This is a genomic window from Flavobacterium luminosum (assembly GCF_023635005.1).
GTDB lineage: Bacteria > Bacteroidota > Bacteroidia > Flavobacteriales > Flavobacteriaceae > Flavobacterium > Flavobacterium luminosum.
The window spans coordinates 107,102-131,577 of the sequence record NZ_JAMLJM010000001.1 but is presented as its reverse complement, the minus strand read 5'-3'; the positions used below and the strand labels follow the sequence as shown (position 1 = coordinate 131,577).

The 24,476-nt window shown below is 35.1% G+C and carries 16 protein-coding genes; 10 read left to right on the top strand and 6 right to left on the bottom strand.

What is annotated here, in order from left to right:
- Positions 1 to 2: 2 nt before the first annotated feature.
- On the bottom strand, positions 3 to 779 hold the full coding sequence (locus tag NAT50_RS00625) for a sulfite exporter TauE/SafE family protein (RefSeq protein ID WP_250590450.1): 777 nt from the start codon (positions 777 to 779) through the stop codon (positions 3 to 5).
- Positions 780 to 907: 128 nt separating this feature from the next.
- On the opposite strand from NAT50_RS00625, the gene NAT50_RS00620 reads away from it, so the two are divergent.
- Entirely contained in the window at positions 908 to 1,915 is a 1,008-nt protein-coding gene (locus NAT50_RS00620) for a 3-oxoacyl-ACP synthase III family protein (RefSeq protein WP_250590448.1), read from the top strand.
- Between the two features lie 3 nt (positions 1,916 to 1,918).
- On the top strand, positions 1,919 to 2,539 hold the full coding sequence (locus tag NAT50_RS00615; protein WP_250590446.1) for a peptidylprolyl isomerase: 621 nt from the start codon (positions 1,919 to 1,921) through the stop codon (positions 2,537 to 2,539).
- Positions 2,540 to 2,603: 64 nt separating this feature from the next.
- Here the strand turns inward: NAT50_RS00615 and NAT50_RS00610 are convergent, their stop codons facing one another.
- The 3 genes from NAT50_RS00610 to NAT50_RS00600 all read right to left on the bottom strand — a co-directional run bounded on the left by NAT50_RS00610 (position 2,604) and on the right by NAT50_RS00600 (position 12,670).
- Positions 2,604 to 5,114 (bottom strand): TonB-dependent receptor domain-containing protein, encoded by a 2,511-nt coding sequence (locus NAT50_RS00610; RefSeq protein WP_250590444.1) that lies wholly within the window; start codon positions 5,112 to 5,114, stop codon positions 2,604 to 2,606.
- 164 nt (positions 5,115 to 5,278) lie between these two features.
- The gene (locus NAT50_RS00605) at positions 5,279 to 7,687 is read right to left on the bottom strand and encodes an outer membrane beta-barrel family protein (protein WP_250590442.1); all 2,409 of its coding nucleotides are present in this window, start codon (positions 7,685 to 7,687) and stop codon (positions 5,279 to 5,281) included.
- Between the two features lie 201 nt (positions 7,688 to 7,888).
- Positions 7,889 to 12,670, bottom strand: a complete 4,782-nt coding sequence (locus NAT50_RS00600; RefSeq protein WP_250590441.1) for a T9SS type B sorting domain-containing protein — start codon at positions 12,668 to 12,670, stop codon at positions 7,889 to 7,891.
- 196 nt (positions 12,671 to 12,866) lie between these two features.
- Between NAT50_RS00600 and argS the strand changes: the two genes are divergently transcribed.
- From argS to NAT50_RS00570, 6 genes are all read left to right on the top strand, one after another.
- The gene (argS, locus tag NAT50_RS00595) at positions 12,867 to 14,645 is read left to right on the top strand and encodes an arginine--tRNA ligase (RefSeq protein ID WP_250591392.1); all 1,779 of its coding nucleotides are present in this window, start codon (positions 12,867 to 12,869) and stop codon (positions 14,643 to 14,645) included.
- Between the two features lie 300 nt (positions 14,646 to 14,945).
- Entirely contained in the window at positions 14,946 to 15,431 is a 486-nt protein-coding gene (locus NAT50_RS00590) for a PAS domain-containing protein (protein WP_250590439.1), read from the top strand.
- Between the two features lie 303 nt (positions 15,432 to 15,734).
- Positions 15,735 to 17,081 carry a signal recognition particle protein gene (gene ffh, locus NAT50_RS00585; RefSeq protein ID WP_250590437.1) on the top strand — a complete coding sequence of 449 codons (1,347 nt, stop codon included), beginning with the start codon at positions 15,735 to 15,737 and terminating at the stop codon, positions 17,079 to 17,081.
- 78 nt (positions 17,082 to 17,159) lie between these two features.
- On the top strand, positions 17,160 to 18,041 hold the full coding sequence (locus NAT50_RS00580; RefSeq protein WP_250590435.1) for a bifunctional 5,10-methylenetetrahydrofolate dehydrogenase/5,10-methenyltetrahydrofolate cyclohydrolase: 882 nt from the start codon (positions 17,160 to 17,162) through the stop codon (positions 18,039 to 18,041).
- Entirely contained in the window at positions 18,042 to 18,533 is a 492-nt protein-coding gene (locus NAT50_RS00575; RefSeq protein WP_250590433.1) for a GNAT family N-acetyltransferase, read from the top strand. It begins immediately after the preceding gene.
- An 89-nt stretch (positions 18,534 to 18,622) separates the two neighbouring features.
- A complete protein-coding gene (locus NAT50_RS00570; RefSeq protein WP_250590431.1) occupies positions 18,623 to 19,804 on the top strand; it encodes a peptidoglycan endopeptidase in 1,182 nt (393 codons plus the stop codon).
- Between the two features lie 120 nt (positions 19,805 to 19,924).
- Here NAT50_RS00570 and NAT50_RS00565 read toward each other — a convergent pair whose 3' ends face one another.
- Together NAT50_RS00565 and NAT50_RS00560 are read right to left on the bottom strand one after the other, a co-directional pair.
- Positions 19,925 to 21,373 (bottom strand): glyceraldehyde-3-phosphate dehydrogenase, encoded by a 1,449-nt coding sequence (locus tag NAT50_RS00565; protein WP_250590429.1) that lies wholly within the window; start codon positions 21,371 to 21,373, stop codon positions 19,925 to 19,927.
- A gap of 142 nt (positions 21,374 to 21,515) precedes the next feature.
- A complete protein-coding gene (locus NAT50_RS00560) occupies positions 21,516 to 22,907 on the bottom strand; it encodes a Do family serine endopeptidase (protein WP_250591390.1) in 1,392 nt (463 codons plus the stop codon).
- 225 nt (positions 22,908 to 23,132) lie between these two features.
- On the opposite strand from NAT50_RS00560, the gene dapF reads away from it, so the two are divergent.
- Together dapF and NAT50_RS00550 are read left to right on the top strand one after the other, a co-directional pair.
- Positions 23,133 to 23,915, top strand: coding sequence for a diaminopimelate epimerase (gene dapF / locus NAT50_RS00555; protein ID WP_250590427.1), 783 nt, complete (start codon positions 23,133 to 23,135; stop codon positions 23,913 to 23,915).
- Positions 23,916 to 23,933: 18 nt separating this feature from the next.
- Positions 23,934 to 24,467 carry a GNAT family N-acetyltransferase gene (locus NAT50_RS00550; protein WP_250590425.1) on the top strand — a complete coding sequence of 178 codons (534 nt, stop codon included), beginning with the start codon at positions 23,934 to 23,936 and terminating at the stop codon, positions 24,465 to 24,467.
- Positions 24,468 to 24,476: the final 9 nt, after the last annotated feature.

Here is a 24,476-nt window from a genome sequence, read left to right as displayed (position 1 = left end):
TTTTATAGTATTCCTAACATCATTAGTATTCCAAATAGAATTAATGTTACACAAACAATATTTTGTAGTGATTTTATGGTGGTTTTCTGCAATAGTTTATTTCCAAAATATACTCCTATAAATGCAGAAAGTGTGGCTAGAGTTATTAGTTTATAATCTAAAGTGACTTCATTGTTCAGAATTTTAGGAATGTAAATACTTAAACGCGAAAAATCTACTAAACAGGCAATCACAACTCCTGAAGCAACAAAAGTTTCCTTGCTTAATCCCGAACGAATCAAAAAAGCACTGCGTAACGCCCCTTGATGTCCTGATAATCCTCCAAAAAAACCACTCAATATTCCTCCAACCGACAAATATTTTTTGTCAAATTCAAGATTTTTAAATTTGGGAATGAATTCGAACAAAGCAAAGATAATTAGAAGTAACCCGATGGATAATTTTAAATAAGTGACATCTGTATTTTTACCGCTTATGATACTGTAGGTAATAAGAGGTTTAGTATGGGTGAGTAAGTCTAAAACATAAGCGCCTGCAAAGGCAAACAAAATAGCGGGAATACCAAATTTAAGAATGACATTTTTATCCGCTTTTCTTCCAAATAATATTAATTTGAGCATATTGTTGGCAAAGTGTACCAAAGCGGTCAGGACAACGGCCACTTCAATAGGGAAAAACAATCCGAAAACGGGTAGTAAAAGGGTGCCTAACCCGAAACCAGAGAAAAGTGTTAATCCGGAACCCAATAGCGCAACAAGACAAATAATAAAGTAATCCATCGTAGAATTATAAATATTTCAAATTTAATAAGATTTTGTACTTATAATTCATAAATTTTGTTTATTTATGTTGTCTGTATTTGAGTTAAACGTAAATTTGCAGACTTAATTAACAAATTGATTAAAACATGTATCATTCAAAAATAACAGGATTAGGATATTATGTTCCTGAAAATATAGTGACAAATGATGATTTGTCGAAAATTATGGATACCAATGATGAATGGATTCAAGAACGTACCGGGATAAAAAGAAGAAGACACGTAAATAGCTTAGAAGACACCACTACTTCCATGGGAGTAAAGGCAGCAAAAATTGCTATTGACCGATCTGGTATTGCTAAAGAAGATATCGATTTTATCATTTTTGCCACATTAAGTCCGGATTATTATTTTCCGGGACCAGGGGTTTTAGTTCAAAGAGATTTGGGATTAAAAACAGTGGGAGCTTTAGATGTTCGTAACCAATGTTCAGGTTTCGTGTATGCTATTTCCATTGCCGATCAATACATTAAAACCGGGATGTACAAAAATATATTGGTAATTGGTTCCGAAGTACATTCCCGAGGATTAGATTTTACCACACGTGGTCGTGGAGTTTCTGTTATTTTTGGAGATGGTGCCGGTGCGGCAATTTTATCCAGAGAAGAAGATTTAACCAAAGGTATTTTGTCTACTCACTTACATTCAGAAGGTCAGTATGCAGAAGAACTAGCGGTAATCGCACCGGGTATGGGTAAAAGATGGGTAACCGATATTATTGCAGACAACGATCCTAACGATGAGAGTTATTACCCGCACATGAATGGCCAATTCGTATTTAAAAATGCGGTGGTACGTTTCAGTGAAGTGATTATGGAAGGTTTAAAAGCAAATGGACTGGAAATATCTGATATAGACATGTTAATTCCTCATCAGGCCAATCTGAGAATTTCGCAATTCATTCAACAGAAATTTAAACTGAATGACGATCAGGTGTATAACAATATCATGGAATATGGTAATACCACTGCGGCTTCCATTCCGATTGCTTTAACAGAAGCATGGGAAAAAGGAAAGATCAAAGAAGGAGATACCGTGGTACTTGCCGCTTTTGGTTCTGGATTTACTTGGGGTAGTGTTATCATTAAATGGTAATTGATGCGCCAATCTATCATCATAGTAGCCTTGTTGGCTTTAGGTTGTAAAAACAATTTTAATGCAAAATGGATGCAGGAAAAATCGCCGGAAACTTTTCAGGCCCGTTTTGAAACCACTAAAGGAGATTTTGAAGTAGAATTTAATAGGGATTTATCACCTTTAGCGGTCGATAGAGTTTACCAACAATTACGACATCATTTCTACGATAATGTTCTTTTTTACAGAGTTGTACCAAATTTTGTAGTCCAATTTGGATCTATGGATTCGACAAAAACTTCACATACTTGGGATCAATTCAAGGTAAAAGATGAAGTGGTTAAAGGGAGTAATGTAAAAGGAGCTATTAGCTATGCGCGTTCAGGACCTAATACTCGTGGTAATCATTTGTTTATCAATTTGAAAGATAATACAAGATTAGATACGGTGTCCTATAATAAAGTAAAAGGATTTCCTGCTTTTGGAAAAGTCACAAAAGGGATGGAGGTTGTAGAACAGCTTTATTCTGGATATGGTAATGAAACCATGAAAGTTTACGATTCTTTAGCTACAAAGCGTTTAGAGTTTATCTCGAGATTTCCACAATTAGATGCCATTAAGAAGGCTTATATTATTAAAAAGTAATAGCGCTATAAAAACAAAAACCTCGAAATGTAAATTTCGAGGTTTTTTTATATTGTTTTAGTGGTTAAAACATACCGCCACTGTTTTGTGTTTCATTCTGATCACGTTGTTTTCGTTGTAAGGCTTTGTTTTTCCCCACTCCGAAGTTGTAATTCAACCCCACATAAAAAGTTCTGCTTTCCCAATAAAAAGCACCATATTGTCTGTAAGGAATATTACCATCAAAAGCAAAGTGCATGTTTTTAAAGATATCGTTGTATCTCATGGTTAGTGTTCCTTTACCTTTAAAGATGTTGTAGGTGGCACCAATGTCCGCTTTATACATAGCTTTTCTTTCGCCTTGCAAGTTTAAATCGCGACCACGATACATACCAAACAATTGGAAACGTAATTTTTTGTTAGCCGTGAACGTATTGTTCATGCGAGCATTAAAGGTATTGGCATCAATTTCTTTACTTTCGTATTCGCCAGTGATTCCGTTTTGAACAATACCTCGTACGGTTTTAAAATACGTGTCTGCACTTAAATTAGCGGCCCACCATTTAGAGAATTTTAAATTCGCAGAAGCTTCAATACCATAAGCATTATTGTCTTTGAAGTTGTCAAAAGACATGATTCTTCTGTTTTCGTCATTTGGATCAACGTAAGTAACTCTTGAAATTTCATCATTAATTCTGCGATAAAAAACTCCGGTAGTTACAGTACCCAATTTCATTGTACGAGTATAGTTCAATTCAAAAGAGTTGGTGAATTGTGGTACTAGATCTGGGTTACCTCTTGATTCCATGGTTGGAGTAGTCCATTCACGAATAGGGTTAATTTGCCCGATGCTTGGACGGTCTACTCTTCTAGAATAATTCAAGTTGAATGAATTTTTATCGTCTGGAGTATAATTAAGGAATGCTGAAGGATATACCGAAAAAATATCGTCAGTAACACTTTTTTGGATATTTTCGGAAGTGATAGTAGAGATACTTTCAAAATTAGCTTTTAAATCATATATCTCAGCTCTTAATCCTAATTGAGCACTCCATTTATTCCATTTTTTACTGTAATTGGTATACACAGCGTGAATATTTCGGTCAAAATCGAAATTATTTTCAGCAGAACTTGTTTGTCTGATATTATCAAAATTACTCATCGTATTTTGTAATCTCGACTCGTACCCTAATTCTAACTTTGTAGTTTCAGAAAGCGGATTAGTATAATCGATATTGAACTGTGTATAATCGGTTTCAGTATTGATTCTGTTTTGAGAATTACTAACAACCGTTGGACTAAAAACAGTATCAATATAATTCGTGTTTTCAGTATTGTTTGTGTTTGAATAATTTACCTGAAACTCGATGTTTTCTCCTTTTTTGTCGAAATCATGTTTGAAAACTAAATCATAGGTCTGATTTTTATTTTCATTTTCGTTTCGTGACATTTGATTAGAATCTCGATTGGTTCTTTCGATATAGGTATTAGGATCGTTAGGATCTACGCCTCCAGGAACTGCGGGATTGTCGTCTAGATAAACCGTTGTGTTGTCAAAATAATCTACATCGCTTTTACTCTGACCGTCTACGTGTGTTTGGTTACGATTAGTATAAAACGATAAAGTGTTTTTTTCGTTGATGTAATAGTCAAGACCTAATTTTAACAAATGAGAATTGTTTCTGTTTCTAAAACTGAAATTCTGCTCAATTTCTCGTGTTGGATTTTCTGAATTTACATAACCATTGTTAGAATTAATACCGTGGTTGTAACCATAGTTACTGTAAATATTCACTTTCCCAACTTTGTAATTTAGGTTCAAAGCAGAATTGGTTTTAGGAGTGATACCAAAAGTAGTTCCGGTATTAATGCTTCCGTTGAATCCTGTATTGGCGTTTTTGTGCAAGATGATGTTAATGATACCACTCATTCCCTCAGGATTGTACTTAGCCGACGGATTGGTAATTAATTCTACTTGCTTGATGGATGAAGATGGAATTTGCTGTAATAATTGACCTACTTCAATATTAGAAGGTTTTCCGTCTATTAAAACTCTTACATTACTGTTGCCTCGAAGAGTGATCTCTTTAGTTTGAGCATCAACACTCAACGTAGGTATGTTGTTAAGCATTTCAGAAGCGGTTGTTCCTGACGCTACTAAATCTTTACCTACATTCACTACTTTTCGGTCAATTTTTTGTTCAATCGTAGATCGTTCTTTTACAATCGCTACCTCATTTAACACTGTAGCTTCTTCTTCAAGGCTGATGGTTTTTAAAGAAATACTCTTGTCTTCTTCAGATAAAGTAAAAGTAGATTCGTATTTTTTGAAACCTATAAATTGAATTTCAACGGTTAAATTCTTTAAAGGTAAATTGTTCACTGTGAATGTTCCATTATCTTTTGAAATAGCTCCAGAAATTACTTTTCCCTCATTTTTCACAGAAATTGTTGCGTATGGAATGGGCTCTCCAGTTTTTTTCTCGATAATTTTACCGGAGATGCTTCCATTAGCATTTGATCCAGTTACCGAATTTTGGGCTTGTACTGATATGAATTGTACAAGCCAACAAAAAAATAATAATTTAAGTTTCATTAGATTAATTTTGATTACGATTGACGATTTTCGCCACAAATTTATAATCACTAGACTCAGGTATGGGTAAAGTGTTACAGATTTAAGAAATGTTTAACACGAAAAAAACGCTCCCGTAATTTTCATACGAGAGCGTTTTAAAAATAACCTAACTCAAACTATTGTTAAAAGAGACCGCCTCCTTGTGATTCGTTTTGCTCTCTTTGTTTTCTTTGTAATGCTTTATCTTTTCCACTACCGAAGCGGTAATTGAAACTAAGATTTACATTTTGGCTTTCCCATGAAAATTGTCCTCTAATAGTATCCGGATTATTACTGTAAAAACTCGATTTCATGGTTTTAAATATGTCATTAAAACGCAGGGTCAATGTGCCTTTTCCTTGAAGTAAATTCAGTCTTGTTCCTAAATCGGTTTTCCACATGTCGTTGTTAGAGAACTGAAGCCCTTTTTCACTTCCGCGATACATAGTAAACCATATCAAACGTAAATCTTTATTTATTTTAAACGTATGATTCATTCTGGTGTTAAAAGGAACTGCTAATACTTTATCTTCATATAAATTTCCATCGGGATCTTCTACAAATCCTTTCAAGTTTCTGAAGTAGCTGTCGGCACTAAAATTCACACTCCACCATTTTTTTAGATCCAAGTTCCCTGAGATTTCAACTCCATATTCTGTATTTTGGTCAAAATTGGTATAGGTTAACAATTTTTTGTTTGCATCTGTTGGGTGCGAAAGAATTACCTGTGAGATATCATCATTAATATATCTAAAGAAGGTTCCTGCAGTGAAAGTTCCTATTTTTACTTTTCTGGTATAGTTTACTTCAATCGAATTGGTGAATTGTGGTTTCAAATTTGGATTTCCTTCTTGGTCTATAGTTGGGCTGCTCCATTCTCTAATCGGGTTAACTTGTCCAAGATTTGGTCTGTCAACTCTTCTGGAATAGCTAAAGTTGAAAGCATTTTTCTCAGAAGCATTAAAGGTTACAAAAGCCGAAGGATACATTGTAAATATATAGTCTTTAAACTGTCCGGGTTGTTCATTCACTTTTCTGAAATTCGCTTCTGCATCATAACTTTCCAAACGAAGACCTAACTGATAACTCCATTTATTAATTTGTTTATTGTAGTTACCATAAACGGATTGGATGTTTCTTTGGTAATCGAAATCCGAATTGTAATTATAATCAAAATTTAATTTGTTATCGGTACCGTCAAATCTGCTTTCTGCTCCTAATTCTAACTTAGTAGTTTCATTGATTGGATTCACAAAATCGGCATTAATAATAAGATTATTTCCGTTGGTGTAGGCCTGATTCGTATACAATAATGTTTTGTTTTCATCATAGTATTTGCTGTCTTCTGGATCAGAATTTAGACTGTAATTCACTTCTACATCTAATGTTTTATCGGGTTTGTCAAATTTTAAACGATAGGCCAAGTTATACGTTTGATTTTTTCCGTCATTTATGGCACTCTGAATCAGCGTTCGATCGGTTAAAGGTCCTGTACTAAAATCCATAGTATTACTAAAAGTCCCTGTAGATTTAAAAAACGATTGAATGGTGTAAAATGATAAGGTGTTTTTCTCGTTTAAATAAAAATCAACACCGGTTTTAGTGTAATGACTTTTGTTGAAGTTTGTAATATCAAAATACGAAATATTGTTGTTTACATTGTAATAATCTACCCAATCAATGATGCCATTATTGATACGTTTACCGTGATTGAGAGAATAATTGGTGTAAAAGTTAAATTGATTAATACGATAATTTAGATCAATAGCGTTGTTTGTTTTTGGAGTTTTAGCAAAAGTTACTCCCGTGGTTACATTTCCGTTAAAACCCAATTGCGCATTTTTGTTCAAAACAATATTAATGATTCCGCTCATTCCTTCAGGATTGTATTTAGCTGATGGGTTGGTAATCAATTCAATTTGTTTGATAGATGTCGATGGAATTTGTTGTAAAGCCTGAGCTGCCGATAGGTTAGAAGGTTTTCCATCTATGAAAATCTTCACATTTTCATTTCCGCGCAAGCTTACCGTATTGCTTTGTGGGTCTACACTTACCGATGGGATGTTGTTCATAATATCTGCTGCGGTGGCACCCGCGGAGATTAGATCTTTTCCTACAGTGATGACTTTTCGGTCTATTTTTTGTTCAACGGTAGATTTTTCTCTGACAATACTTACTTCGTTTAGTTGCTTAGCTTCTTCTTCCAGTAAGATGTTTTTAAGAGTAGCATTTTTTTCGTCTGATCCAAGTTGTACTGTAGTTTCATATTTTTTGTATCCCATGAAAACAACTTCAACATTCAGACTTTTAAGAGGAAGATTTGTAATCTGGAAAGTTCCGTTGTCTTTGGTAAATCCGCCTGTTAGTACTTTTCCGTTTTCTTTAATAGTTACGGAAGCGTAAGGTAATGGTTCATTGTTGCTTTTGTCTACAACTTTTCCGCTAATGGTTCCTAATCCAATAGTAATTGCAGGATTATTGGTAACCGATGTTTGAGCTTGTATGCCAACAGTACATGCCAGCATACAAATTAAAAGAACTTTTAATTTCATTTTGATGATTGATTTTGATTGATGATGATTGTAAGCCAAAATTAATATTTAAAATAATACTATGCAATACAAAGTACTGTTTTATATTAAATTTAACATTTAAGAAATTTTAACTTATGTTATACTAGTCGACCATTAGATTATTTTGTTACAAGAGAATAAAAAAATAGTCACTTTTTAAAGTGACTATTTTTTTGAATGTTAGCGTTTTAGACTGAAATGGGCTCTAAATGTTTTAAAACTTCCTTTCTCGGAGTAATCAACCGTAAACCAATAATCGGTCGATGGGAGAGGTTCTCCATTATAGGTTCCATCCCATCCCGGACCGCTTGGAGTAATTTGTTTGATCAGTTTTCCAAATCGATCGAAGATATTAATTTTTGCATCAGGATTGGTTAACGCTAAATTTGGAATGTTCCATGTTTCATTGTATCCATCGGCATTTGGTGTAAAAAATTTAGGATAATTAATTATAAAAGCCTTTAATGGTGCCGGTGAGCAATATCCGTCTTTATCTCTCACAGTGATGAGGTGTTCACCCGGTGAAACATTATAAAATACATTATTATCTTGATACATTCCATTATCAATTTGGTATTCGTAATGACCAGAACCAGCTCCCAATACATTCACCTGAATAAAACTAGGTGTTTCAAAAGCATCGCTGTAAATGATTTCTAGATAAGGAGAATATTTGGTCACTTTGGTAGAAAAAGTTTCAGAACAAAGTGTTGTATTGTTAGTAATGGTTACGGTATAATTACCAACCTGATTTGTTGTGATAGCCCCTGAATTGTTGGTAAGGCTCACACCGTCTTGTGTCCAATCAAAAGTATATCCCGTGCGTAGCCCAGTATCTAGCGTGACACTGTTGAGAAGCGTTCCTGTTTCGTAATCTTCACAAATAAAATATTCTGACGCCAAAGTGGTTTTTGGTAAAGGATTAACTCTTAAATCTACTCGAACAATGTCGTAACATGGATTTATACTTGTGTTGTTACTTATTCTTACCCAAATAGCATCGTTGTAAGGTGTTTCATTTTCATAAGCTGAAGGATTTACTATAGCATTCAGCCCAGTATTCGCATCCGCTGAAGAAGTATAATAATCAAAAGCAAAGTTTGTAATAGGTTGTTGAGCACCTAAAACCTGAGATTGTACCTCTGTGATTAAATCGAAACGATAAATTCCATCATTCACGCCGTAATCGTCACATTTTGATGCTATTGAGGCAGGATTAGCTACTGGTCTGGCAACAATATTTATAGTAAAATCACTCTGATCTTGACAATATGGGGCAAAAGGAGCATTACCTCTTATGTAAATAATGTTAGCGCCTGGAGTATTAATGATGGCGTTGGAAGCTAATGGATTTCCATTTACATCGTAATAATTCTCACCTACTTTTAAAGCGGTGGGGTCGAGTTGATAACTATTGCAGGTATTAGGAAGATCGGTTAACTCAGTAACATTGTATAAATAGATCGGGATTTCTTTTTCAACCCAACAATTTGGTGTTGTACCCGTTTCTGCATATACAAATACAGAAGAAGGCGGAGGGTTATTTACATCATAAGTAGTTATGGGTATTTCTACTCTTCCGTTGGGTACGTTTACAGATTGATTGTAATATTTCCCTATACTAAGTGCTGGTAACGTAAAAGTATCACACGAATTAAAGGTAGCGGGTAAGGAAGTATCTAAAGATGGCGTATTGTTTATAGTAATCGTAAAACTACTTTCATCTCTACATTTAAAACGAACATTAGTTTCGGTATAAATATAAAGTGGTGAAACAACATTGCTGGAAGTATAGGTTGTTCCTGCTGGAATAATATTTCCCGGATGCGGATTCAAGGGATTGGGATCCATGGGCGCATCATAATAAAAAGTATTGGCAGGTAAAGGCGGTAGGGTATAACTGTCACAATGTACCTGTGGATCAAAAACCGGCGCTCTGAAACTGTCAAAATCAATCTCAAATGAATTTTGACTAAAACAAGTAGGATCATTTGGATTGGCAGCGTAAATGTAGATAGTCTTGATTAAATTCACCAAATCGTCATTTGCATTTAGATCTGAGGCATCGATTACAAAATCAGTGATAGGATTTTGTCCGTTTGGATCATCATAATAAGCACCTACCGATAAGGGTGTTAAAGTATAGCTGTAACATACTTCTTGACGGCTTCTCGAATCTATAACAGGTTTTTGGTAAATGGTAATATCCCATGGAATTTCATTATAACAAATTGGAGTAAGTGCTGTAGAAGATTCTTTATAAATCCAAAGGGTACGGCTATTGGTAATCGTGCTAGTGTTGGCAAATAGTTCTGTGTTCCCTGATACAGTTGGGCCGCCAGGTTGTTCAAAATAGCGGGCGCCATCAGGGTTAACAGGCAGGGTATAGTTTTCACAAACAGCTACCGGATTCTGTGGTGTTAACAATGGTTGATTGAAGGTGATAGTAAAAAAATCATCATCGGTACAACTGAAGCCTGGGACATAATGATAAATTATGCTATTTTGATTAATGATTGCCGGTGTAGTGATTCTATTTCCTCCGCCATTGGGAGCATCGCGATATTCTCCGATAGGAGGAGCTGTTAAGGTATAAGGTGCGGAACAAAGGTCAATGTTAGGTAAATTCAAACTACCTATATAGACTGTAAAAACAGAAATAACAGAACGACAAATATTATTATCGGCAAAAGCATGTATTTCCGTAGTTGTGGTGATAGGAAAAGTTAAAGGGGTATAAGTATTGGTTGCAGCATCGTAGGTGTAATAATTTGCTGTACCTACATTAGTATTTAATGTTGGTAATGAATTAACCTGCACACAATCAAACAGATTAGAAAAAGTATTGCTCAGCACTGGGGTTTGATAAAGGGTAATATCAAAATCACTAGTTATTGGAGGACAAGAAGCATCGGTAAAAGTAAAATAAACATACAAAGTAGTGGTTCCTAAATTAGAAATAACTTCTCCCGGTACTACTTCAATATTGTTGGGAACAGTCGGACCTCCCGGTAATTTAAAATAGCGCATCCCTTCAATAGGATAGCCTTGTATCACATAGCTGTCACAAGCAGTGACACCGGGTGGAGTAATATCGTTCAAATCAACTATAGTAACAGTGAAACTGTATTCGGAAGAACAACTGGGAGAGCCTCCGGTTTCATGATAAATATAGATCACAGAGTCAGTCGTTATGGCTGTACCGGCATTTAAAATGCTTCCTGTTTGATTAGGTCCGGTATAGTAAGTACCCGGATTGATTAGGTTTGGTAATATATACTCAGTGCATACATACTGATTTGGGATAGTATCTAATATAGGTCTTGGTTTTACAATTAAATTAATACTGGTAGTGTTGAAACAGTTGGCGTCTGTATTGTTTTCAATACGGATAAAAATGCTGCTGTTTGAACTTGTGTAATCAGTATTAATGTCTATGGGATTGTTGTCATTATCAGCATCAGATTGAGAAAGATGATAACTAACCGTGTAGGTTGCAGAAGATTGGGTGCCTAATACAGTTGGGGTTAACGAAGCTAGATCAAAAGATCCTAGACCAGATCCCATTGCTGTTTCACAACTAGTGAAATCTCCTGGATTATTGGCTTGAGGCGAGGCCGTAAGTCGCAAAAAGAATGATTTTACAGCATAACAACCGTTGTTTGGATCTGTTATTCTCACCCAAATTTCTTTCGGTAAATCAGAGGTGTTAACACTGTATGATAATGGTAAAGAGTTGGTATTGATATCAGCATTAACCAAAGTTTCGTGATAGCTTAATTGATATTGACCGGAAGGATTAATGACGCTATTATTTTGATTCAAATCAAAAATATAAGTAGCAGCGCCGTTGTCACACTTGTAAAGATCAATAGGATTGGGAGTGTTCGGCGGCAATTGATAATTAATAATAATATCGTTCGTTGCTACTTCGCAATTAGTAGCTTGAATATAATACGTTAGTTGATATGTTCCGGGTTGATTAACTGTTAAATCGGGTCCTGTAGCTCCGGGAATAGGATTACCGTTGACATCTTTCCAGACAAAATCAAAAAAATTAGGGTCCAGACCGGAGGTGATGGTATAAGGTTCATTAACCCCGTTGTTGTTGCATAAATTGGAAATATCAGGTCCCAATACATCTTGGCTGAAGTCGAAACTGCTCCCTCCAAGGAACAGTGCAGAATCAGATAGATTGTCAATACCATCTGCAATGACTATTCGAATATGATAGGTTTGTCCGGGGATCAAATTAGTTTTTGTAGCATTCATTAAAACCGTTTGTCCATTAAAATTCGAGGCAGAGCTTGTTGCCGAAGAACCACCATTAAAGGAACCAAAATAACTGGTATTTTCAGAACTACAATCCGAATTAAATAAATTATTTCGTATGGTTTGTACCGAAATGGGAGTAGTAGTCGAAGGGATAACGGCTAAATTTTCTGTAGAACCTGAAGCATCCGTTAATAAAAAAGCAAAACCATCAGTAGATTTACATTGATAAGTTCCGTACTCTTCGGAAGCAAAAATAAATTGGAAGTTGAAGTAATTAGAATACGTAGTAAAATCAAATTCTAAAACAGTTGCATTTTTAGAGTTCATCGTAATACCCGAGGCCGCCAACGTTGTTTCCAATTGAGTGTCTCCCAACCAAGCTAGGCTACCATCATTTAGTTCCGAGGTGTTGGGGCCAACTGCGTTGAGAACATTTCCGGTGGTTAACACAACACCATTAGCAAAGGGGAATGCTGGATTCGTGTTCTCAAAATATCCAATCCCATTAGTCGATCCATAGTTAGTTCCGGTTCTAGAACTCACATTGCTAATATTCACACACGGACTGTTTACCAGTACATTATTCACTAGCCCGAAATCATTGTAGGTTGAGGTGTTTACAGTTATGGATTGTGAATAACTCAAATATCCTAATAATGTAAAAGCTAGGGATAATATTTTTTTCATATACTTTTTTTAGGCTTAATACTAATTGATTTTGCGGATCTCTATAAAGATGAAAATTTGCGAGTTACTGATACAGGGGCTTTATCAGTAAAAACAATATTGGTTTTTATTTCCAATAACTTTACAATGTTCTACAGGTTAAATTTAAAGAAATTCTATTAAAATAGTATCTTTGCGGCTTTAAAAAATAGTTATGATGACACTAACACAAATTCTTACGCCAAAAATTCAGGAAGCTATTCAGGCTTTGTTTGCTGTTTCACTTGATAAAGTAGAGTTTCAGGCAACACGTAGGGAATTTGAAGGCGATATTACCATGGTGGTTTTTCCTTTGTTAAAATTAGTAAAAGGGAATCCGGTTGAAATAGGAACTAAAATTGGCCAGTATTTGGTTGAAAATGTTCAAGAGGTTGAAAAATTCAATGTCGTACAAGGTTTTTTGAATATTGTAATCTCGGATGCATATTATTTAGATTTTTTCAATGCCATAATCCCTAACGAAACTTTTGGTTTTCAGTTGCCTAAACCAAGCGATAAAGCCATTATGGTCGAATATTCTTCGCCTAATACCAATAAACCATTGCATTTGGGGCATATTCGTAATAATTTATTGGGTTATTCTGTAGCTGAAATCTTAAAAGCTTCTGGTAAAAAAGTATACAAAACACAGATTATCAATGATCGTGGGATCCATATTTGTAAGTCAATGTTGGCTTGGCAAAAGTTTGGTCAAGGTCAAACACCAGAATCTACCGGATTGAAAGGAGATAAATTGGTTGGAAATTTTTACGTTGAATTTGATAAGCAATACAAAAAAGAAATCAACGATCTAATTAGTCAAGGGAAAACCGAAGAAGAAGCTAAGAAAATGGCGCCGTCTATCTTAGAAGCTCAAGAAATGCTTCGTAAATGGGAATCAGGCGATGAAGAAGTGGTAGCGCTTTGGAAGAGAATGAACCAATGGGTTTATGATGGTTTTGAACAAACCTACAAAAACCTAGGAGTCGATTTTGATTCGTATTATTATGAGAGTAATACTTACTTATTAGGGAAAGAAGTTGTACAGTTTGGTCTTGAAAAAGGAATTTTCGAAAAAGATCCAGATGGTTCAGTCTGGATTGATCTTACTGCTGACGGTTTAGATAGAAAAATTGTTTTACGTTCAGATGGTACTGCGGTATACATGACACAAGATATCGGTACCGCAATTCAGCGTGTGAAAGACAATCCTGATGTTGGTGGAATGGTGTACACCGTAGGGAATGAGCAAGATTACCATTTTAAAGTTTTATTCTTAATTCTTAAAAAATTAGGTTTTGATTGGGCGGAAAGTTTGTATCATTTATCGTATGGTATGGTGGAATTACCTTCAGGAAAAATGAAATCTCGTGAAGGAACTGTAGTTGATGCCGATGATTTAATGGCGGAAATGACTACAACAGCACAATCAATAGCTGAAGAGTTAGGAAAATTAGACGGTTATACTGATGCGGAGAAAGTTGAACTATATAAAGTTATAGGTCTTGGAGCACTTAAATATTATATGTTAAAAGTAGATCCTAAAAAGTCAATGATGTTCAATCCGGAAGAATCGGTTGATTTTAATGGTAACACAGGACCTTTTATTCAGTATACTTATGCACGTATTCAATCTATTCTTAGAAAAGCGGACTTCGATTATTCTGAAAATGTGAAGATGACTGCTCTTCATGAAAAAGAAAAAGAACTAATCAAGCAAGTAGCTCTTTTTCCTGAAGTGATTCAAAATGCGGCAATCAATCATAGTCCTGCTTTAATAGCCAATTATACCTACGATTTGGTTAAAGAATATAATTCTTTTTACCAGTCGGTTTCTATATTAGGTGAGGAGGATACTGTGAAAAAAATATTCAGAGTCCAATTATCCAAAAAAGTGGGAGAAACCATCAAAAATGCTTTTCAATTATTAGGGATTCAGGTTCCGCAAAGAATGTAAATTTTAAAACAAAATATAAATTATCCTTTTCAAAGTAGCTCTTAGTAGCTACTTTTTTATTTTTATTTTATATTTGTAATTAAATAAATAAAAACAATTTAGAAAGTTTTTTACTTTCAATGTGGAATCAAGTGTAAATCTTGAGCTGACGTGCAACTGTATTTTTCTTTTCAGAAAATGAGCCAGATACACAGAATTGATTTTTGTTTGAGCATCACGAGAAATGCTTAAGCTGTTACTCTTCATTTTTTCGAAATGAAAGCTGGTTTATTCGTTTTCTCCAATTTAAAGTGAATAACCATGAATGGACCTCTAGAAAAAGCATACGCGCAATATTACAGTAAACTCGATTTAGTTTCTCTACCGTTAATCTGCTGGGATTTGTTTGCAAGTCATGATTACGATTTACAACAATATAATATTTTGCAAAAAGATTGGAAATCTAAAGAAAGTTTTCGCAACATCGTTCATCAGTCCAACAGAGAGATTATTATTACCGATCCACAGCAACAGATTGTGTTTGCTACACAAGGGATTTACCAGATGAATGGTTACAGACCCTTTGAAATTATCGGGAAATCGCCCAAAATTTTTCAAGGTGAGTTAACTTCCTCCGAGACTAGGATTAGAATCAGACAAGCAATACAAAATCAACTTCCGTTCAAAGAATTGGTCCTCAATTATAAAAAAGATGGTTCTACCTATCAATGTGAAATTGAAGCTTATCCAAAATTTAATAAAGAGGGAAAACTTTTAAATTACATTGCATTAGAAAAAGCAGTATAATAAACGAATTTCATTTATAATCGGTAATAATCAAAGTAGTAAAGCGGTTTTTATCATCTTATCAGATCGAAGCTAAATCATCTTATCAGATCGAAGCTAAATCATATTATTTTTAAAAATAGATACCTCAAACAAAACGATTAGTCCTTATTGAGACTGCTTTGTGTTTTTATAAACTTTGCTTCATTTAGTAGGCTTCAATAGTAAATCAGAGTTTGGATTTACTAGCGAAAAAATAATTTTTTAAAAATTTCAGAAAATTGCTATTTGTAGTATCTTTGCCACTTCATAAAAAAGAAGATTATGTTTAATAATTTATCCGATAAACTAGATAAAGCGTTCCATATACTAAAAGGACATGGTAAAATTACCGAGGTAAACGTTGCAGATACTTTAAAAGAAGTGCGTCGTGCCTTGTTAGATGCCGATGTCAATTTTAAAATAGCTAAAGATTTTACCACTCGAGTAAAAGAAAAAGCGTTGGGACAGGATGTGTTAACTACATTACAACCTGGTCAGCTTTTAATTAAAATTGTTAAGGATGAATTAACCGAATTAATGGGTGGTGATGTCGCTGGGATTAATCTTTCGGGAAATCCTTCGGTGATATTAATGTCTGGTTTACAAGGTTCGGGTAAAACTACATTTTCAGGGAAATTAGCTAATTTCTTAAAAGAAAAAAAGAACAAGAAACCGTTGTTGGTAGCTTGTGATATCTACCGTCCGGCAGCAATCAATCAGTTGCATGTAGTAGGAGAACAAATTGGTGTTGAGGTATATTCTGAACCGGAGAATAAAAATGCAGTAGAAATTGCATTGAATGCTATCAAACATGCCAAAGCAAATGGCTTTACAGTGGTTATTATCGATACCGCTGGTCGTTTGGCAGTTGATGAAGAAATGATGACCGAAATTGCGAATGTGCATAAAGCAGTTCAGCCTAACGAAACTTTATTTGTGGTAGATGCCATGACAGGTCAGGATGCTGTGAATACGGCGAAGGCATTCAACGATCGTTTGAATTTTGATGGTGTAATACTTACAAAATTAGACGGTGATACTCGTGGTGGTGCGGCGATTTCTATTAAATCGGTAGTAAATAAACCTATCAAGTTTATTGGTACGGGTGAAAAGATGGATGCGATCGATGTGTTCTATCCATCACGTATGGCGGATCGTATTTTGGGAATGGGAGATGTTGTGTCGTTAGTAGAACGTGCCCAAGCGCAATATGACGAAGAAGAAGCGCGAAAATTACAAAAGAAAATTGCTAAAAATGAATTTGGTTTCGATGATTTCCTTACCCAAATCCAACAGGTAAAAAAGATGGGTAATATGAAAGATTTAGTAGGAATGATTCCGGGTGCTGGAAAAGCATTAAAAGATATCGATATTCCAGACGATGCTTTCAAACACATCGAAGCGATTATTTTCTCAATGACGCCAGCAGAAAGAAGTAAGCCTTCTATTATTGATGTGAAACGCAAAAATCGAATTGCCAAAGGTTCTGGACGTAAGATTGAAGAGGTGAATCAGTTGATGAAGCAATTTGATCAAATGAGTAAGATGATGAAAATGATGCAAGGAGCGGGCGGAAAAAACTTAATGAAAATGATGGGCGGAATGAAAGGAATGCCTGGAATGAGATAAAAATTTAGGCGCGGAGGTTTTCGCGCCTTTTTTATTGTACAAAAAATAAGAATTAATAATAAACAACACAACACAACAATGCAAATTTTAGACGGAAAAAAAGTCTCGGAAGACATCAAAAATGAAATCGCCGCTGAGGTTCAGGAAATGAAGAATAAGGGCGAAAAAGTACCTCATTTGGCTGCTATAATCGTAGGGAATGATGGGGCTAGTTTAACTTATGTAGGAAGTAAAGTAAAGGCTTGTGAAAGAGTGGGTTTTGAATCTACGTTGATTAAAATGCCTAGCACAACTTCGGAAACAGAATTACTTAAAAAAATAAAGGAATTAAATGAGGATGATAATATCGATGGATTTATTGTTCAGTTGCCACTTCCAGATCAAATTGATACTCAGGAGGTTTTAATGGCAATCGATCCTAGTAAAGATGTTGATGGGTTCCATCCTGAAAATTTCGGAAAAATGGCTTTGGATATGTCTACTTTTATTCCGGCTACACCTTTCGGAATCCTAGAATTGTTAGAGCGTTATAATGTTGAAACTAAAGGGAAACATACGGTAGTTATTGGTCGTAGTCACATAGTAGGAAGACCGATGAGTATTTTAATGGGTAGAAAAGGTTTTCCAGGTAATTCTACCGTAACTTTAACTCACAGTCATACCAAAAACATCAGTCAAATTACGACTCAGGCCGATATTATTATTACAGCTCTTGGGGTGCCCAATTACTTAAAAGCAGAAATGGTTAAGGATGATGTAGTAATTATCGACGTAGGAATTACCAGAGTTCCAGACGAAACAAACGAAAGAGGATATGTCATTACAGGAGATGTTGACTTTGAAAATGTGTCTAAAAAAGCATCTTTCATCACGCCAGTTCCCGGTGGTGTAGGTCCTATGACGATTGCAATGTTGTTAAAAAATACGTTATTAGCGCGAGAGCAAAAAAGAATCAAATAAATGGAAATTATTACGGCAACCAAAGAACAATTGCCTATTATTCGAGATTTAGCTTACAAGATTTGGCCGGATACTTACGGTCAAATTTTGTCTTCGGAACAACTCGAATATATGTTGCTTAATTTTTACAACATTCCTTCTTTAGAAGAACAATTTGATAATGGTCAGGTGTTTTTGTTGGTAAAAGAAGAAGAGAACTTCTTGGGTTTTGCAGCCTACCAAATTAATTGTAAAACGGAAGGAAAAACGAAATTGCATAAAATTTATGTTCTGCCCGAAACACAAGGAAAAGGAATTGGGAAATTGTTATTGCAAGAAGTCGAAAATAGAGCACGATTGCACGGGAATACTCATTTGTTTCTGAATGTCAATAAATACAATAAAGCCCAAGAATTTTACAAGAGTCAAGGATTTGTCGTAGTCTTAGAAGAAGTCATCGATATTGGTCATGGATATATCATGGATGACTACGTGATGGAGAAAGAATTATAGTTTTAGAATATTAAGAAATTGCTAAAAATAGTTAAATCTTTTTTTGTTTGATTGATTTTAACTATATTGCAATAATTAAAATCAATTCTATGTTTTCGAAGCCTTACTCTCTGTTATTATTATTGTTATTTACGTTTAAAGGGTTTTCTCAAGAGAAAATCAAACATGTTGTCTCTGAAGGTGAATCAATTTATAGTATAGCAAAGAAGTATGATGTAAAGGTGTCGGAAATCTATCAACTTAACCCGAAAGCAAAAGGAGCCGTTTTGTCTCTAAAGTCGGTTTTGTGGATTCCTTCCAAAGAAAATACTGCAATCACTTCCACTCAAACGGTAAAAAAAGTAGTTGACCAAAAAAATATTACCCACAATGTTTTGCCAAAAGAGACTCTTTACGGAATTTCGAAAAAATATAAAGTTACAGTAGAAGCTATTAAGGAGAATAATCCTCAGGTAGAAAAAGAAGGACTTGGAATAGGAATGTTGTTGCAAATACCGGTTACAGAAGAAACGTATGCTCAATTGCAACAAGAGACAGCCAAAAAAGAAGTAGTTTCAGATGTTTTGCCATCAAATAAAACTCAAGAGGTTTCTTCAACTGTTGCAACTGATCTTATAAATGAAGAAATTGAAAATATAGCCCACACTGTAAAAGCAAAAGAAACCAAATACGGTATCGCAAAGCGTTACGGAATTTCTATAGCTGATTTAGAACAAAAAAATCCTCAAGCCAAAAACGGTTTACGCATTGGTGATGTACTTGTTATTAAAGGTGAATTGAAAAATGAGGTAGCAGAAACGAATTCTGGTTCTAATGTTCCAGGAGCTTTAGACGTTGCTTCTTCGGAGAATGCACCAGCCTCGATGCTTTCTCTTTCTGCTGAGGCGATGATGAAAGCCGATTTTTTAATTGCGAAAGCGTCTGAAAATATTGGAGTTCGCTACAGAAGTGGCGGTACAACTCCAGAAGGTTTTGATTGTTCAGGTTTGATGATAGCAACCTTCAAAAACATAGAAATGTCTTTGCCTCGTTCTTCTCGTGATATGGCAGCAAACGCAGGTGTAAGAATTGAAAGAAGTCAAGCGCAAAAGGGAGACTTAATCTTTTTTGCCACTCGTGGACGTGGTGTAGGGCACGTAGGGATGATTACAGAAGTAACGGAAAACGATATCAAGTTTATACATTCTTCTACTTCAAATGGCGTGATTATTTCTTCTCTGAATGAGCCTTATTATGCTAAGAGATTTATTCAAATTAACCGAGTACTATAATTAAAATTATAAAATCGATTTAGTTTTACAGTAATACAAGTATTTAATTTTTGAGAGTTATAAACATAAAAAAACCGCTTCTATTTAGAAGCGGTTTTTTTATTGATTCTATCTAACCTATTAATAATAAGTGTAACGTCTTACTTTAGCAATGTATTTCGCTAATCGAACTACTTGGTGACTGTATCCATATTCGTTGTCATACCACACATACATTACCACATTTTTACCATCAGGAGTAACAATAGTAGCATTGCTATCAAAAATTGCTGGTGAAGAAGTACCAACGATATCAGAAGAAACTAATTCGTTGTTTAGAGAATATTTAATTTGTTCTACTAGTTTTCCTTCTAAAGCATATTGCTTCATGATATTGTTTAAATCTTCTCTAGAAGTTGTTTTAGAAACTTCAAGATTTAAAACTACTAATGATCCATTTGGAACCGGTACACGAATAGCATTCGAAGTTAACTTTCCAGCTAAACTAGGTAAAGCTTTAGCAACGGCACTTCCAGCACCCGTTTCAGTGATTACCATATTCAAGGCAGCCGAACGTCCACGACGGTATTTTTTATGCATGTTGTCCACTAAGTTCTGATCGTTAGTGTAAGCATGAATAGTTTCGATGTGACCTTTAACCACTCCTAAGGTTTCTTCCATAGCAGCTAGTACAGGTGTAATAGCGTTAGTAGTACAAGAAGCTGCTGACCAGATTTTTACTTCGTCTGGGTTGTAATCTTCGTGGTTTACACCGTATACAATATTAGGAACTCCTTTTCCAGGCGCTGTTAATAAAACACGATCTACACCTTTAGAAGTCAAATGACGGCTTAAAGCCTCTTCTGTTGTAAAAGCACCTGTGTTATCAATTACTAAAGCATCATTGATACCGTATTGTGTATAATCGATTTCTTCAGGGCTATTGGCTGTGATAATATGAACAGTAGTTCCGTTAATGATTAAAGCATTGTTTTCAGGATCAGCTTGAACTGAACCATCAAAATCACCGTGCACTGAATCGTAACGCAACAAAGAAGCACGTTTTTCTAATAATACCGCATCGTTTTTATCGCGAGTTACAATAGCGCGTAGTCTTAATTGTTGTCCTTTACCAACTTTTGACATTAATTCGCGTGCCAACAAACGACCAATACGACCAAAACCATACAGAACCACGTCTTTAGGTTTGATTTCGTAAGTGTTTTTAGCGTCTTTTAATTTGTCAATTACAAAAGCCGTAGCATCATTGTATTTGTTGTCTTCTAGGTGGTACTCGTAAGTTAATTTTCCAATATCCAAACGAGAAGGTGGTAAATCTAATTTTTGAATAGCTCTTAAGATTTCAACAGAGTCAAAGATATTTATTGGTTTTTGAACGAATTCAACAGCATATTCATGTAAATTCATGATATCACCAACATTTCGGTCAATTAATTGGTTTCTAAAAAGAACCATTTCAATTGATTTGTCGTACCATAAATCACTCACAATCTTTATAAATTCAACGGCTGCCTTTCGTCTGTCTGCCTGAAAAGCTAATTCTTTTTCGTAAGTCGCTGTGTTGCTCATTTTTATGAAAATGTTTTTTGTTTTTTAATGAGGCAAAAGTAGTTATTTCAAACGTTTTCGTAAAATTTTTAAGGGTTATTTTTTTTAAATAAAAAACCTCAGGATAGCCTGAGGTTTTTCAGAAAATAAGTACTTAACCAATTTATAATAACATTCGTACTTGTTCTCCGTTTTGAGTCAATATCTCAATTCTAAATTTATCGGATCCCGATTTAGAGTTTAATATTTTTGAAGCTTGTTCCATTGACGTGATTTTGATGCCATCTATACTTAGGATGATACTTCCGACTAACTCATTTTTGTACTCCATGAATTTTTCATTAGTAACATCTTTAATTTTAACACCGTTATTCAATCGAAAGCGTTTTTTGTCAGCAGCTTCAAGATCTTCTAATTCAAAACCATTGTATTCGTAATTAACCAATTCTTTTTTAGTTAATTTTACCGGTAAAGTCAATTTTTCGTTGCCTCTCAAAATTCCAACTTGTATTTGGTCATTAGGACGTTTGGTGTTTATGTACGAAGTTAAATCAGCAAACCCTTTAATTTTCTGATTGTCCAACTGTACAATTACATCACCTTTTTTCAATCCACCTTTTTCAGCTCCAGAATTTTTGTATACCTTATTAATGTAAAAACCTTGTGTTTCTTTCACGCCAAATTCTTTCGAAGCAGCATCATTCAACTCGCCACCTTCAACACCAAGTACCCCACGTTGTACATTACCATATTCCATTAAGTCTTCAACAATTTTTCGGGTAATGTTAGAAGGTACCGCGAATGAATAGCCGGCATAACTTCCCGTAGGAGAAGAAATCATCGTGTTTATACCTATTAACTCACCACGGATATTAACCAAAGCTCCTCCGCTGTTTCCAGGATTTACCGCCGCATCGGTTTGAATAAACGATTGAATTCCGTTGTTCGATAAATCTCTCGCCTTAGCAGAAACAATACCTGCCGTAACAGTCGAAGTTAAATTGTAAGGATTTCCAACAGCTAAAACCCATTCACCAACTTTAATGTTGTCAGAGTTTCCAAAAGTAGCAAAAGGCAGTTTTTCATTAGATTCAATTTTAATCAAGGCAATATCCATCTTACTATCAGTACCAATCATTTTAGCCTTGTAGGTCTTGTTGTTATTCAGAGTAACCTCCAATTCGGTAGCGTCTTTAACCACGTGATTGTTAGTTACAATGTATCCATCCTCACTAATTATGACACCGGAACCTGTTCCTACTTGTTTTTGTTGTGTTCCACCTCCTTGGTAGCCATAAAAGAATTCCATAATAGGATTATTAGGAACATTATAAACAGTAACATTCTTAACGTGTACTACAGTGTGAATTGCATTGTCGGCAGCCGTTGTAAAGTCTATATTTTCAGCGCCAAGTCCCACATTTCGGTTAAAATTTTCTGAAGCAATAGATAATTTCGAGCTAGGGCGATCGTTCTCGATTAATAATTTGTAAGCCCCTAGTGTTGTGGCTCCACTTAATAAGGAAACCAAAAATAAATTTCCAAATCGTTTCATATTTCTATTCATTTTGTTCATAGTTTGTGTAGTAAAATTATAATTTTCCGTTCTGCTAAAAAACTGTTTAACGCTCGTTTAACAACATTTAACGTATCATTAATATTTTGTATTTTTGTGTTTTGGAGCACATGAATAGGGTTCCATCACATACTAACTTCCTGCTGTCCGCTATTACAAGGTATCGCTGCCATCAGGGCTATAAATCAGCTATATTGTCCTCTCATGAACTATAAATTTTACAAATATCAAGGAACCGGAAACGATTTTGTCATAATTGATAATCGTTTAGAAACATTTCCCAAAAAAGATGCCAGCTTAATAGCAAAGTTATGCGACCGTCGTTTTGGCATTGGAGCCGATGGCTTAATGTTGTTAGAAAATGACAATTCGACTCATTTTAAAATGGTGTATTATAACTCCGATGGCAATGAAAGCTCGATGTGTGGTAACGGAGGACGTTGTTTAGTCGCATTTGCAAAACAATTACATGTTGTAGAAAACGAAGCGGTTTTTATGGCGGTCGATGGGTTACACCATGCGTCTTTTGGAGAAAACGGAATCGTGTCGTTACACATGAAGGACGTAGACAACATAAAAAAAGAAAAAGAGTATACTTTTTTAGATACAGGTTCACCACATCATGTTCAACTAGTTGACGATTTAGAGCAGCTCGATGTGAAAACTATAGGAGCTCAAATTCGTTATGGTGAATTATACGGCAAGGAGGGAAGTAATGTTAATTTTGTGAAACAAATCGGTGACAATGAATTTGCTATACGTACTTACGAGCGCGGTGTAGAAGATGAGACACTTTCCTGCGGAACAGGCGCTACAGCAGTGGCTATTGCGATGCATGCTTTAGGTAAGACAAATGCAGACAGAATAAAAATTAATGTAGAAGGGGGTAAATTAGAAGTAGCATTCAAAACGGCGAACGGAAAATATACTGACGTACATCTTATTGGTCCAGCTCAGTTTGTTTTTGAAGGAACTATTAATCTGTAATCGCAAAGTAAAATTTTTATGATTACATTAAAAGGAGAACTTATTTATTTGCGAGCCTTAGAACCCGAAGATTTAGAATTTGTTTATCGAATAGAGAATGATGAATCCATATGGGAAGTAAGCAATACGCAAACACCATATTCACGTTTCTTAATCCGTCAGTATCTTGAAAACGCTCACCAAGACATCTATGAAGCGAAGCAGTTGCGATTGGCAATTTGCAAAAACAATACTTTCGAAGCGATTGGTTTGATCGATCTGTTCGATTTTGATCCGCAGAACAAAAGAGCAGGAGTGGGGATTCTCATACACCATCCTTTAGAACGAAACTCCGGTGTAGGAACCGAATCTTTGCGACTGTTGATTCAATATGCATTCAGCCAATTGAATTTACATCAGTTGTACGCAAATATTAGTCTTCAAAATGAACCAAGTTTAAAGCTTTTTGCTAATTTTGGTTTTCAAAAAATTGGAGTGAAAAAAGACTGGAATTATAGAAATGGTGTTTTTTTCGATGAAGCATTATTCCAGTTAATTAATACAAACGCTTAAATACAAAAC